We start from the raw sequence: 13,772 nt of genomic DNA on the forward strand, positions 1-13,772 counted from the left end.
ATGTATCCTGTTGCGAGTGAAAGAGTGCTTTGGCACTCTTTTTTATTGAGGCTATCCCTCATTTTTATGAGGGATAGTTGTAGATGTGATACATGAAGTAGATGAATTATTCACCTTATATACATCGGAAATTTTCAATAAAATTGTATTACTGATCTAAGCCTAACCATTGTCTTTGATGATAAGCGCTATCCCAGAACAACCATTCTAATTCAGCGCCTTTGGTATAGGCTTTATGCATTTTCTCAAGGGTATCTGCATCGCAATATTCTGCAATACGGTCAATCGTTGCTAAAACATTTTTAACTGCTTGGTTAAACTCTTCACCTGAATAAGTATCGATCCATGCTTGATATGGATTATTGGCAATAGATTTACTCACAATATCTTTACCAACTTCTGCATAAATCCAGAAGCAAGGCAGTAACGAAGCCAAAACCACAGGATAGCTTTCAGACCAAGCCGTCGCAGTTAAAAAAGTCGTGTAGTGATGGCAGGCAAGGGTAAGCGGGGTATTCTCAAAGTCAGCTTTGCTAATCCCAAAATCTTTCATAAATCCATCGTGTAGGCTACGTTCTACAACAATCGCTTCTTTCGCACCTTGGGTAAATTGGATGATATCGTCAGCATCAAATGCTTTTGCACCACAGACAGCCAATGCACGACCATATGCCACCAGATAATGCGCATCCTGAATCACATAATGACAAAAAGCTTCCTTGTTTAATGAGCCTGTCGCAAGTTCTTGGTTAAATGGAAGCGCTAAAGTTTTGTTATATAAAGCAAGATTACGTTGCCAAACGTCTTGAGAAAAAGACATGCCGTTTTCCTATGCAGTGATTCAAGTTATAAAATGATTTCAGTTTGCAAGACTATAGCAACTCTAAATTGCTTTAGGTATTTGAATGCAGAAAATTCGATTGTATTTGCATAAAAATATGACAAAGAACTTTGGATAAATGTGAAAAAGTCGTCATAATGTGCGCATTAAAAACGCGATTTTTATTTCAGTTTTCTGATTCAAAAACTATTCTCCGTAGGTCGAATTCCCATGATGAAACATTTTGGTTTCTCAATATTTTTTACGATCGTGTGTTTGGCAATCTCTGCATATTGGGGCTTTACCCATGGTCCAAATGCAGGCGTGCAAGCCATGCTCTCTGCACTGACCATTACGGCAATTCTTGCTGTTATGGAAGTGTCTCTGTCTTTTGACAATGCTGTTGTAAATGCATCTGTACTGCGTAATTGGGATCATTTCTGGAAAATGATCTTTTTAACCGTTGGTATTTTGATTGCTGTGTTTGGTATGCGACTGGTATTTCCGGTTGTGATTGTTGCAGTCACAGCGGATATGGGCATGTTTGATGTTGTGAAAATGGCATTAAATGATCCAATTCAATACTCAGAAAAATTATTGGCACATCATGCTGAAATCGCCGCTTTTGGTGGTTCATTCTTGTTGTTGGTATTTTTAAACTTTTTCTTGGATGAAGGTAAAGATACCCATTGGTTTAAATGGATTGAAAAGCGTTTAGCCAACTTAGCCAATGTACCCGCAATGTCGGTATTCCTTGCTTTAGTTGCATTGCTGATTATGGCTGCAAATGTAGATGAAGCGAAACGCCTTGTGGTCACAATGGCAGGTATTTGGGGCATCGTGATTTATATCGGTGTACAAGTACTCAGTCATTTACTAGGTGGCGAGCCAGAAGTAGATGAAGACGGCAATGCTGTGGGTCATGATGCCAATGGTGCACCTACAGGTGTCATCAAAGCTGGTATTGGTGGCTTTATTTACCTAGAAGTATTAGATGCATCCTTTAGTTTTGACGGCGTAATCGGTGCATTTGCGATTACCTCTGATGTTGTCATTATTATGCTCGGTTTAGCTATTGGTGCGATGTTTGTTCGTTCAATGACAATCTACTTGGTCGATAAAGGTACACTTGATGCCTATATCTACCTTGAGCATGGTGCGCATTATGCTATTGGCGCTTTGGCATTTATCATGATTGCAAGTGGTACAGGTTTACATGTACCTGAAGTAGTCACTGGTTTGATTGGGGTTGCATTTATTGTTTGGGCAGTCATTGCATCAATTCAATATAACAAGCGAATTGAACAACAGAGTTAATCCTTTTTTAAGAAAAGAGATTACAATACAAGAGCACTTTAACAGTGCTCTTTTTTATGCTCAATGTTTCCACAAAGTTGCCACAATATGCGATGATGTGTTTGATAATTAGCTCGCCAGTTTTGATAAGCCAGTAGATATGATGAATCCTTTAGAACGCCGCTCGACCTTTGCATTAAGTAGTATTTTTGCTTTACGCATGTTGGGGTTGTTCATGATTATCCCTGTGTTTGCGGTGGTTGGTCAGTCCTATCAGTATGCAACACCTGCTTTGATCGGTTTAGCGGTCGGTGTCTATGGCCTCAGCCAAGCACTTCTGCAAATTCCTTTTAGCTTATGGGCAGATCGTTTTAGTCGTAAACCTTTGATTATTTTTGGCTTACTGCTGTTTGCTTTGGGTGGTGCTGTTGCGGCAATGTCTGAAACCATTTATGGGGTCATTATTGGCCGTGCGATTGCTGGCGCTGGCGCTGTATCGGCGGTTGTTATGGCTTTGTTGGCGGATGTCACACGTGAAGAGAATCGAACCAAAGCCATGGCCGTGATGGGCATGAGTATCGGATTGTCTTTTGTTGTGGCTTTTAGTTTAGGACCTTGGCTCACCAGTTTGGTGGGGATTTCAGGGCTATTCTGGGTAACAACAATTATGGGGTTATTGGCAATTCTCATGTTGTTTATGGTGCCTAAAACCATCCGTCATCATAAAAACTTTAAACAAGGTTATCTGCATCAGCTCAAACAAGTCTTAAAAATGGGCGATCTGAATCGTCTGCATGTTTCAGTTTTTGCGTTGCACTTATTGCTTACCGCAATGTTTGTTTATGTGCCTTCTCAATTGATCAATTTTGCTGGGATCCCTTTGGCGCAACATGGCATTGTTTACTTGCCTTTGTTGGTCATCAGTCTGTTCTTTGCATTTCCGAGCATTATTCTGGCTGAAAAATACCGTAAAATGCGCAGCATTTTTCTAACGGCAATTGCGGGAATTATAGCAGGATTAGTCATTCTGATTTTTGGTTATGAATCCAAATATGTCTTGTTGTTAGGCCTTGGATTGTTCTTTATTGCCTTTAATGTCATGGAAGCATTACTCCCATCATGGCTGTCTAAAGCAGCGCCGATTCAATCCAAAGCAACAGCGATGGGCGTCAATGCAAGTGCTCAATTTTTAGGGGCTTTTTTTGGTGGGACACTTGGTGGGCAATTAATTTTGCTCAATAATACAACAATGGGTTGGAGTGTCTTATCAGCTATTGCTATACTTTGGTTGCTCATTAGTTTTGGGCTAGCTCAACCACGATATTTAACATCAATCGTATTACGATTGCCTGAGGATAAACAAACCGATAATTGGACTTCTCAGTTGTTGTCAATTCGTGGTATTGAGGAAGTTGTGGTTATGTCTGACCAGCAAGTTGCGTATATAAAAGTTGATAAACAGCAAATTGATGATGCTGCGCGACAACATTTAACGCAGTTGTTTGGGAAAGAGGTAGCCATTTAAACATAACTCTTATAAAGTAAAACATAGAATCGAATAGGAAGATAACATCTAATGCGTGGTGTAAATAAAGTTATTTTAGTTGGTACTTTAGGTCGTGATCCTGAGACTAAAACTTTCCCAAATGGGGGTTCTCTCACTCAATTTTCAATTGCGACAAGTGAATCTTGGACAGACAAAAATTCCGGTGAAAGAAAAGAACAAACGGAATGGCATCGTATTGTATTGCACAACCGTTTAGGTGAGATTGCACAGCAGTATTTACGTAAAGGTTCAAAAGTTTATATTGAAGGTTCTTTACGTACCCGTCAGTGGACGGATCAAAATGGTCAAGAGCGATATACCACTGAAATTCGTGGCGAACAAATGCAGATGCTTGACAACAACCGTCAACAAGGTGAAGGCGCTGCTGCTGACAATGGTGGTTATAACCAACCACGTTTCAATAACAACCAGCAAGGTGGTTTTAACAACAACCAAGGTGGTGGCGGTTATGCGAATCAAGGTAATCAAGGTGGTGGTTACGGCAATGCCAATCCACAAGGTGGCTATGGCAATGGCGGAAACAACGTAAATCAAGGTTTTCAATCGCCTAAACCTGCAGCTACACCATCAGCACCTACTGCTGCCCCTGCGGATTTAGATGATGACTTACCGTTTTGACACACCCTAGAGACTATGTTTTGTAAAGTTTATTAAATTATTCTTTATTAGTAGTTAGTTACAAATAAAATTTACAGATACTAGAAATGGTTCTGTAAATTTTTTTACTTATATATTATGATATTTGATACTGAGATATTTTGTTAAATTTAACCATGATGTCTGTTAAAAGATTTGTAATGAGTAGTGGTGAGCGATTCGCTGTTCTTTTGAATAGTGATGGTGTTCCTATGACTTATCCAAATTTATATACGATCATTCATTTAAGAAATCGTGGTCAATCAATCAATACAATTTCAGCTATTTTGGAAGATATTAAGTTGCTCTTTCAGTTGTTGGATAAGTTAGGAATTGACTTGGAACAAAGGATAAAAAGTAAAGATTTTTTAAAACTAAACGAAATAGAAGCCATAGTAAATTTAACCAGTTTCAATCGCAGTCGATTAGGTGGGGCAGATTCAAAAACAAAGATCATAAGTTTTCCAAAAAGTAATAATAAAGAGCGATCTAGAGCAAAATTGGTTGTTACTCAGGACTATGTATCTAAACAATTAATATATAGGCGGTTAACTAATTTTGCTGAATATATTGGATGGTTTGAGACGCATCTTCATTCATCAGCAATAACAAGTACAAAACGTTTGTTAAAATCTCGTAGACCTCGTAAGTTCATGGATATTCAGTCTGAATACAAATCTTTTGATAGTAATCAATTAAATAAAATTCTCAAGGCGGTTGATCCTGATAATCAGAATCGTATCTGGACATCAGATTATCTTACTTATAGAAATGAGCTAATTATCTATTTGTTTTTATATCTTGGATGTCGTAAAGGTGAATTATTAAATTTAAAGATTACAGATATAACCCCCTCTCAAGGTGTTACATCATATCTTACTATTAAGCGTAATCCTCATGATGAACGTGATTCTAGGCTATATCAACCTTTGGTTAAAACCAGAAGTCGATCAATTGCAGTCAATCAAAATCTGAAGAGAAAATTAGAAACTTATATTTTAAATTATAGGTCAACAGTACCTAATGCAGAGCTAACAGACTTTTTGATTTTATCAAATAAAGGCCAGCCTTTATCAATCAATGCTTTAGATAAAATATTTTATGAAATTTCTAAAGTTGTTTTATTCAATGTACATGCTCATGCATTTAGACATACTTGGAATGATAAATTTTCTGAGAAGTCACAAATCCTAGTGGAAAAAGGCAAAACCACAGAATCACAAGTTGAAAATGATCGTGCATATCTGATGGGATGGATACCTAACTCACAAAGTGCAAGAAGATATTCAAGACGTGCAGAGAATAAGCGTGCTGTAGAGATTTATTTAAGTATCCAAGAAAAATTTGAGGATGAAAATGAATAAATCAATTCAAACCGATAGTTTCGATGAATCACAAAATACCTTTACCTCATTCAAAGGATATGAATTTACTATCGATGATCAGAAATGGGTATTAGATATCAATAAAACTATAGATATCTCTCGAGTACGAAATTATGAATTTTCTGTTCAATCAGAAATTGTCATGACTTTGGCTCATTTTGCTAAGTATAGCTCAAGTTCACATACAGCAAACATGTGTGAATATATTGTTAAATATTCCGATATTACAGGAGAAGATCATTTTTCAATTAAAGGTCTTTTAAATTATAAAAATTTTTATTCATCAAAAAAGGATGAATACAAAGTAGCAATGCTAAGAGTTTTTTTGAAAAAACTATATGATTTGGGTTTTTCCTCAGTAGATGATGAAATTTATGATTTAATGGATTCATGGAGATTAAGTGGCAATGAAAAAGGAGCAGCAGTCCTTTCCCTTGATCCAGATGAAGGCCCATTTAGCCCATTTGAATTTCAAACAATTATCACTAGAACCAACGAATATTTAGCAGAAAATAAGATTTCTTATTACGAGGCTGCTTTAATTCGTATTTTCTGTGCGACTGGTAGAAGACCAATCCAAATTGCAGGATTAAAGATAAAAGACTTATACGTATCGGATAAGTATAATTTTAATGATAAAAATGAAGTTCATATACTTAACATTCCGAGAGCTAAAGTTAGAAGTGCTAGTGGATTCCGATTTGCTTTTAGTGAAGTTGGAATTCGTGAAAGTATCGCTCAAATTTTATTTGAGCATATTCGGATTCTGGAACAAATATTGAGTAATGCAATTAATCGAGAATTATTAAAACAGGAAGTTGATGAACTACCATTATTTTATGATCTTGAAAAACTAACAGAGTTAGATTGGGGCAATGAAAAGGAAATTTCGCAAATTTTACCGAATGAAATTATTCATTTGCCCACGGTTCAACTCACCCAAAAATTAAAAGATGCGGTAAGAAAGCTTGGGGTTCGTTCAAGGGAAACAGGTAAACCAATATTCGTAACTTCTTATAGGTTCCGCTATACGCTTGGTACAAATGCTGCGAGGCAAAAAGCAGGCGTAAATGTCATTGCAAAATTATTGGATCACCATGACACCCAAAATGCACATTGCTATGTACAAAGTGTGCCAGAAATTGCACAGCAAATATCATCTATCATGGATGAGAGTTTACGCAAATATGCAGATGCTTTTCAGGGAAAAGTTGTAAAGGATGAGATAGAAGCCCAATCACAAATTAAAGATGCTAATAGAATTTCTTGCGTAGAGCAGGATTGTGACGTTGGCTCATGTGGTACGCATCAATACTGTAACGATTATGCGCCAATCGCATGTTATCTATGTAGTAAGTTTATGCCTTGGGCAAATGCACCGCATCATCTGATTTTAGAGCAATTAATTCAAGAACGAGATGATCTAGTTAAGATGGGGTGTAACCTTGAAATCGTTGCCGTGAATGATCGAACAATTATTGCTGTTCAGCAAGTAATTGATGCTTGTAAGGAGTTTAATCATGGATAATTTAATATATTTTCTATCTGATAAAATCCAGTCTCCTTACTCCGAAATTAAGCGGTTTATTGATTTTGTTAAACAGTTACCAGAATTAAATGAAGATATTAGATTTGAAAAGAATTATTGGAAAGGCGAAGTAAACTTTGTCAAAACAGGTATTTCATCCAAAGATAGATCACCTGAAAATCTTTTGCATCATTCAATTATAGAGTTTGCCAAGGCGTATGTTAAGTATCAAAGGACTAATAGTAAGTTAAAAACGCAAGATACAATTCTTTCAATTCGGGCAATAGAACAAATATGCTTAGACCGATATGGTGAAGTTGATTTAACTAAATTGGTTATTGCAGATTTTGACTTAGCTGCTGAGAATGCAAAGATAAACTATAAAGCAAGTTCTGCGTATCATGTAGGTAGACAATTAAAAATTCTATTGGACTTTATTCGGAAATTAAAAATAGTTGCTTTACCAGAATGGAAAAATCCGATTAAAAAGCCTTCTGATAAATCAATTGTATTAGATACAGAGTCCGAGGAACATAGAGCATCTAAACTTCCAGATGAAGATGCGATTTTTGCATTAGCTGATATTTTCTCACGGAAAGATTCTGAGTTGTCAGATAGAGATATTTTTGTCACCAGTGCTGTTGGGTTGCTTCTATCTGCACCAGAACGAGCATCAGAACTGTTTTTCTTAAAGCATAATTGTATCCACGAAGAAGAAGTCCAAGCGCTCTCTAAGAGCAGTTTAGGGCTTGTGGCAGATGGTTCTAATCTTGAAAAAGTATTCGGTATTAGATGGTATGGACAAAAAAATTTTGGGTATGACATTAAATATATTCCGAGTACCATGATTCCAACGGCCAAACGGGCAATTGCACGTTTAAAAAAGATGTCAGAAAAGCCTAGACATTTAGCATATTTGCTTGAGACAAGCGATAAATTTCCAAGACATGAGCTTTGTCCTAAAGTGCCTGATGATCAGTTCTTAAAGCGTTCTGATGTACTATTAGCGATGGGATTGGATATATCTTCTTATGAAAACTCGAATAACGCCGGTATAAAGTTTTTAAAAACAAGAGGTATTCCTATTAGTGATTACGAAGTCTGCCTAAATGATTTAAATATTATTCTGAGAAATAGATTACCTAAAGGTTTTCCTTATATACCTTTTAAAACAGGTAATGGTATTCAGGTTAAATGGTCAGAAGCCTTATTTTGTTGTTTCGCAAACCAATTCCATAGTGATAAAGCGACTATTTTCTCAGAATTATGGATACCACATATTGATACCTTAAATGAAGATTTATCACCAACCAAAAAGAAATTAAGAGGAAAAGATGAGTTATCAAATGTCCAATCTATTTTTCAACGGTGGGGATATGGTGACTATAGTATGTCTACCCATCAGTTTCGACATTTATTGAATACGATAGCAAATACTAATGGAATGGATAGCATATTACTCGCCAAATGGTCAGGCCGAGCTGATATGAAGCAAAATCGAGTATATGACCATACAACTGTTGAAGATCGTAATTATGGCTTAATTGAGATGCAGAAAAATGAGGTTGGTTCAGTAAATACTGATAGTACATTTGCATTCCAGATCGCTACACCTCGAACTCTACAGGAGTTAAATACTAGAACAACATTGTCCATGCATACAACTGAGTTTGGGCTTTGCACACATTCATATATTGATGAGCCCTGCCTAAAGTATAGAAACTGTTTGAATTGTACAGAGCATGTCTGTATTAAGGGGGATGAAGAAAAGAAAAAACGGCTTCAAGATCGACTTAGAAAAGAAAAACTCTTATGGGTAAAGGATAAAGAGGCTGTGAGTAAAAATGTTACTGGTGCAACGGTCTGGTTGCAAACTAGAGAGCTTACAATCAAACGTTGTGAACAGATGATTACTCTACTGGATGATCCAAACATTCCCGATGGAACACCTTTGAGTCTGCCCCCTTCTGACGATGTTACACATCTCGATTTAGCATATCAAAAAGCAGGTCATAAACGTATCCCCGTTATTGAGAATACTCAACGTAAAAAGATAGAGGATGAACCACATTTGCTCAGTCCTGCATTGCAAATGGATTTATGGATTTGATATGGCACAGCATTTAACCGATAAAGACATCGAGAATATTGTAGAGCTTCTTGATTATTGGCCTTTAGATCAGAAATTGACCTGGGAACTCCTATGTAACGCTATTGAGCTACAGCTAGAGTTTGTGCCTGCGCCAACTCGTCAAACATTACAGAAATATGTACGAATTAAGAATGCCTATGATCAATGCAAAAAACCAAAATCTACACGGGTTAAGAGTAATCCAACACAGAAATTACCTCCTAGTTTAAAAATTGCTCAAACTAGAATTGAGGCTTTGGAAGTCAAGAATGCCAGACTGGAAAAAGAAAACGCTATGCTGTTAGAGCAGTTTGTAGTGTGGCAATACAATGCTCATAAATATGGACTAAGTATTGCTAAATTGAATGAGCCGATGAGCAAAAAAAGTTCAGATTAATATATACTTGAATAAGCAATTTGTTAAAGTTAATCAGCGTTATAGATTTTCTTAAAGTTGATGATATAGATTTTTACATTTCCACCCAGAGATGAGTGATGTTAATCGGTGGAAGTGGAGTGCTCCGGCTATGTATGGAATTTAACCTTGCTACTTTTTCCGTCATTTTATGTTCAGTTAATATACATTGATCATCTAGTGACCAATTTGGCAAGCTTTCATCACATAGCTGTTGAACCCATTCATTTAGTTGTTTATTCCAATATAAAATATTTTGCTTTTGCACATAGCCAATCATTAAAGCATGTATATGTTTTGCTCCATGATGCCCCGTTTTAAAGCGTTGAACACCACCTGTACTTGACAGATTGGTATATAAATATTCTCTAGGGTCTCTTTTGGGGTCTGTAGGGATTGGGAGGCGTTTACATTCTATGGGAAGTAAAGTTTGATATTGATTATATTGGACTCCTTCGAGCCAAATTATAGTACCGCATGGTGTGGCAGCTAGATCAATTCTTCTATTTGTGTAGACACCGTCAGGTTCTTCTTGTTTGAATTGTACAAAATCCCATCCTTGATGTCTTGATGCACTATTTAGATCACTACATAATTGTGATGATAGTATAGTTTCACTGCTTTCTTTTGGGCGTAAAGGATTGTCACGCCATTCTACTAATGTATCGAAAATAAATTTAGTTAAAGTAGCTAGCCACTCACCTGGAAGATGAGTTCCTTTGCTTAATCTTCCTGTAAGGCTTTGGTAGTTATTTTTATCTGCCAACATTTTAAAACCCCTGTAGCCGAAGATCGGCTAATACATCATCACCATCTCGTAAGGCTATAGATCTAGTCCAAAATCTATGATTATCTGGTTTTAATAAAAATATAAAATTTTGATCATAAATACGTGTTATACGAGTGATGGATAAAGATGTCCCATGATGCTCTTTTAATAATAGGTCGATTTTATTATGCAACTCTTCAGAGCCTGTCCAATCTATCTTACCTTCGCCAAAAGCATAAACTTTACAAATTGCACCAGACCAAGTGTGAGAATCAATCTCTTTCAATTGATTTTTATAATAGATTTTATTAATTAGAGATGTAAAGACTGAATCAAAGGATGCTAATTCATCCTCTTTTACCTGATCCATAAGAATAGAATCTAAGCCGAGACGAATATAATCTCTTTGATAGTTAACAATATCTTCAGCAATTATTTTATCGTTAATACTAAGATCAAGATCTCCATTTTCTAAATATGGCAAAGAGAAAATATCGCCTGCAAAAATGACAGTAGCCCTTTGAGTAATAAGTCTAGAGCTTATACCTGCAACATAAGCTTGCAAAGCAATGGATTCTTTATCTAACCAAGTTTTTACATTCTGAAGTTTATTTATGTCATTCGTTGAGCAGGAGATGCCAACAATTTCATTCTTATATGTTAAATAATGATCAGTCCAAAGATCATTTTGTAAATTTTCACTTTCTTTTATTAATAGTAATGGTGGAGTGAAGCGTCTTACGGATCTAGGGCTTTCAATTGTTCTATTAGGAACAGTGGTAATTAAAGAATTATCAATCCCTTGATTTGTAAGAGCATTTGTGGGTAGTAACGGTTTACCAATTAAATGATCTATAGGTTTGTGCTTGCTTTGTAATCCTGCAATATAGCCTTCACCAATATCCCAATCATTTTGTTTTACATATTCACGTAAAGTAGGATATTTTTGTAATCTTTCAATAAAGGATAAAAAACGTCTCCCACCAAATAAATTCGCACGCCAAATGTAATTTGATTTAATAGCTAACTCATTTGTTAACCAATGCAAATCGTAATAATCAATATCAAATCTTTGTTCCGCTTTTGCCCGACCATTTCGTCTAAATACTGCATGCAGTATTTTATCATCAGATATTGGTTTTAAAGACTCAGCAATAACAATCACAATTTTGGGATCAGCATCACCTTTTTTAAATAACCCTCTAATAGATACGAAATCTAATATTTCCCGTACTTTCCATTTTAAAAGAAAATCATTGCGGAATTGATTAGCATTTTGATTATATATAAACCCTGATGGTTCAATCATCGCCAATATGCCACCACTGGAAATCATCTCCATAGCATCATGTAAAAATAGGTATGCTAATTGTTTATCTGGTAATTTTCCATGTTGAAGAGAATATGAGTGATAGCTACGTTTAGCTCCTTCTGTCGATAGTGAAGATATAAAAGGCGGATTACCAATTACAATGGAAATTGGTTGTTTAACTAAACCTAGTTCTTTTGCTTCAAAGAAACAGCTGGCATGTAATGTATTTCCCATTAGATTTGGAAAAAGTTTATGGGTTTTATAAATATCTTCTGGTTCTAATGCATCACAAAGGCTTAAACATAAACTAAAAGCAGCTAATTCGACTGCACCTCGTTCCAGATCGATTCCATGTACTTTTTGGATTAATAGCCGTAAAGTATCAACATTTGGTTTTTTCCAATTATTTCGTAAACGCCAGTGAAGAATAAGCCTTTTAAATGCTTCAACTAGAAAGACACCTGAACCACAAGCAGGATCAAGAATTATACCAGTGCCTGCCATTAAATCATCAAGCCGTTTCCAGCTTAAGGTTTCATCTAATATTAATCGAACTAAAGCAGGGGGAGTATAGATAGAGCTAGCTGTGTCATTTACAAAAAGTTGATATATATTACTAATCAACTCAACAGGAAGATCTTTAAATGAGTAAAGTTTCCAAAAGTTAAGTTGACCATTTGAATCAGTATAACCATTAATTAATGTGGCATAGTAATGAAGATCATTACTGTTCAGAAGTAAACTGCGTTCCTCATCTGTTAAAGAAAACACATGCCCATTAAATCGGTCTTCAAGAACATACAGTAAGTCTATAAGGGCAGAGCCATCCTGTAAGATATCAAAAAAACTTTTAGCATTAGTTTTAATTTTTTCAAAATCGGTAGGTAATAAAATAGAGCGCTCTTCTAGATAAGCAATTAATAATGATAAAATAAGTAGTCTTCTGCGCAAACTGCTATTTAGCAAATTTTTCTTTGTTAATAAGTTGCTTAGAGACCTAACTTCTTCTACTAATTTACGATGTGCAGATTTGTGTGCAGATAACAACAAATCACATGCCTGTTTATTATCCCAAATTGTACCATTACGAAGTCGTGTAATATCCCACCATAATTCGCTCTGTGCAATTTTTGTACCTAACTTTAAAGTCCGGATAGGATTAAAAATAAGTTGTTCATTATTATTCTTTATAAAATCTGGTTTATGTGCGCAACGAAAAAGTTGAATACAGCCAGAAGTCGCCCTATAGATTAAAGGGACTCCCCCCCAACTCCAAAGGCGTTTGTGTAACATAGCAAATTCTTGATCAGAATCACCTTCTGAAGCACTAAAAATAAAAGCTTGAGGGGTAAGCCGTCCATTTTGTTCAGATTCAAATAAAACAGCTTTTGCACCAAATAACTGAGCCTTTTCCATTACGGAAACAACTTCAGGAGGATGATCAACAGGAGTATACGAATCTACATAAACCAAACCTTCTACAATGGGTGGTTCTCTATTTGTGCTAAATTGAAAAAGCCAATCAGTGTTGTTATCAGAAATAGAGCTATCAGTAGTCATTTTTTACGCTTTTCCTTTGATAGTTCAAATCCCTCTTTTAACAAGGCGAGCATAGTCATTCCTTGTTCAACTGCAAATAATTTAAATTCTCTTTTTTCTTCTGGACTAACCTTAAAATTTAATGAGCTTTCAGTTTTTGCAGATAGTTTTTTCCCCTCTTTATGAGGTTGATTTTGAATTTTAGACATACAACCTCCTGACTAAAAAGATGAAATAAAATTTTATCAAAAACAGTAACATATTTCGATTATGATGTAAATACAGAAATACAGAAATACAGAAATACAGAAATACAGAAATACAGAAATACAGAAATACAGAAATACAGAAATACAGAAATACAGAAATACAGA

11 protein-coding genes are annotated in these 13,772 nt (G+C 35.7%); 7 read left to right on the forward strand and 4 right to left on the reverse strand.

Going from position 1 to position 13,772, the window contains the following annotated elements:
* Positions 1–148: 148 nt before the first annotated feature.
* Complete coding sequence (gene tenA, locus ACG916_RS15020; RefSeq protein WP_419326956.1) at positions 149–820, reverse strand: thiaminase II; 672 nt, start codon at positions 818–820, stop codon at positions 149–151.
* 234 nt (positions 821–1,054) lie between these two features.
* Between tenA and ACG916_RS15025 the strand changes: the two genes are divergently transcribed.
* From ACG916_RS15025 to ACG916_RS15055, 7 genes are all read left to right on the forward strand, one after another.
* The gene (locus ACG916_RS15025) at positions 1,055–2,137 is read left to right on the forward strand and encodes a DUF475 domain-containing protein (RefSeq protein WP_171066888.1); all 1,083 of its coding nucleotides are present in this window, start codon (positions 1,055–1,057) and stop codon (positions 2,135–2,137) included.
* 139 nt (positions 2,138–2,276) lie between these two features.
* On the forward strand, positions 2,277–3,641 hold the full coding sequence (locus tag ACG916_RS15030) for an MFS transporter (RefSeq protein ID WP_419326957.1): 1,365 nt from the start codon (positions 2,277–2,279) through the stop codon (positions 3,639–3,641).
* 51 nt (positions 3,642–3,692) lie between these two features.
* The gene (ssb, locus tag ACG916_RS15035) at positions 3,693–4,301 is read left to right on the forward strand and encodes a single-stranded DNA-binding protein (protein ID WP_105713882.1); all 609 of its coding nucleotides are present in this window, start codon (positions 3,693–3,695) and stop codon (positions 4,299–4,301) included.
* Between the two features lie 155 nt (positions 4,302–4,456).
* Positions 4,457–5,683 carry a site-specific integrase gene (locus tag ACG916_RS15040; protein WP_016651356.1) on the forward strand — a complete coding sequence of 409 codons (1,227 nt, stop codon included), beginning with the start codon at positions 4,457–4,459 and terminating at the stop codon, positions 5,681–5,683.
* Positions 5,676–7,232 carry a site-specific integrase gene (locus ACG916_RS15045; protein ID WP_419330314.1) on the forward strand — a complete coding sequence of 519 codons (1,557 nt, stop codon included), beginning with the start codon at positions 5,676–5,678 and terminating at the stop codon, positions 7,230–7,232. Before ACG916_RS15040 ends, ACG916_RS15045 begins: the two co-directional genes overlap by 8 nt.
* Positions 7,225–9,342 (forward strand): hypothetical protein, encoded by a 2,118-nt coding sequence (locus tag ACG916_RS15050; protein ID WP_016651358.1) that lies wholly within the window; start codon positions 7,225–7,227, stop codon positions 9,340–9,342. Before ACG916_RS15045 ends, ACG916_RS15050 begins: the two co-directional genes overlap by 8 nt.
* Before the next feature lies 1 nt (position 9,343).
* A complete protein-coding gene (locus ACG916_RS15055; RefSeq protein WP_016651359.1) occupies positions 9,344–9,760 on the forward strand; it encodes a hypothetical protein in 417 nt (138 codons plus the stop codon).
* A gap of 73 nt (positions 9,761–9,833) precedes the next feature.
* Here the strand turns inward: ACG916_RS15055 and ACG916_RS15060 are convergent, their stop codons facing one another.
* Genes ACG916_RS15060 through ACG916_RS15070 form a run of 3 tightly spaced genes read right to left on the reverse strand, consistent with a single transcriptional unit; the run spans position 9,834 to position 13,607 of the window.
* Complete coding sequence (locus ACG916_RS15060) at positions 9,834–10,547, reverse strand: hypothetical protein (protein WP_016651360.1); 714 nt, start codon at positions 10,545–10,547, stop codon at positions 9,834–9,836.
* A gap of 1 nt (position 10,548) precedes the next feature.
* Positions 10,549–13,419: an HsdM family class I SAM-dependent methyltransferase gene (locus ACG916_RS15065; RefSeq protein WP_016651361.1), complete on the reverse strand. Its 2,871-nt coding sequence runs from the start codon at positions 13,417–13,419 to the stop codon at positions 10,549–10,551.
* Entirely contained in the window at positions 13,416–13,607 is a 192-nt protein-coding gene (locus tag ACG916_RS15070; RefSeq protein WP_016651362.1) for a hypothetical protein, read from the reverse strand. The genes ACG916_RS15065 and ACG916_RS15070 overlap by 4 nt, the downstream gene beginning before the upstream one ends.
* Positions 13,608–13,772: the final 165 nt, after the last annotated feature.

Source organism: Acinetobacter legionensis, from assembly GCF_048552295.1.
Classification (GTDB): Bacteria; Pseudomonadota; Gammaproteobacteria; order Pseudomonadales; family Moraxellaceae; genus Acinetobacter.

Bases quoted from the DNA above. Each gene is read 5' to 3' on its own strand.
- tenA (WP_419326956.1), bottom strand. From the start codon at position 820: ATGTCTTTTTCTCAAGACGTTTGGCAACGTAATCTTGCTTTATATAAC.
- ACG916_RS15025 (WP_171066888.1), top strand. From the start codon at position 1,055: ATGAAACATTTTGGTTTCTCAATATTTTTTACGATCGTGTGTTTGGCA.
- ACG916_RS15030 (WP_419326957.1), top strand. From the start codon at position 2,277: ATGATGAATCCTTTAGAACGCCGCTCGACCTTTGCATTAAGTAGTATT.
- ssb (WP_105713882.1), top strand. From the start codon at position 3,693: ATGCGTGGTGTAAATAAAGTTATTTTAGTTGGTACTTTAGGTCGTGAT.
- ACG916_RS15040 (WP_016651356.1), top strand. From the start codon at position 4,457: ATGATGTCTGTTAAAAGATTTGTAATGAGTAGTGGTGAGCGATTCGCT.
- ACG916_RS15045 (WP_419330314.1), top strand. From the start codon at position 5,676: ATGAATAAATCAATTCAAACCGATAGTTTCGATGAATCACAAAATACC.
- ACG916_RS15050 (WP_016651358.1), top strand. From the start codon at position 7,225: ATGGATAATTTAATATATTTTCTATCTGATAAAATCCAGTCTCCTTAC.
- ACG916_RS15055 (WP_016651359.1), top strand. From the start codon at position 9,344: ATGGCACAGCATTTAACCGATAAAGACATCGAGAATATTGTAGAGCTT.
- ACG916_RS15060 (WP_016651360.1), bottom strand. From the start codon at position 10,547: ATGTTGGCAGATAAAAATAACTACCAAAGCCTTACAGGAAGATTAAGC.
- ACG916_RS15065 (WP_016651361.1), bottom strand. From the start codon at position 13,419: ATGACTACTGATAGCTCTATTTCTGATAACAACACTGATTGGCTTTTT.
- ACG916_RS15070 (WP_016651362.1), bottom strand. From the start codon at position 13,607: ATGTCTAAAATTCAAAATCAACCTCATAAAGAGGGGAAAAAACTATCT.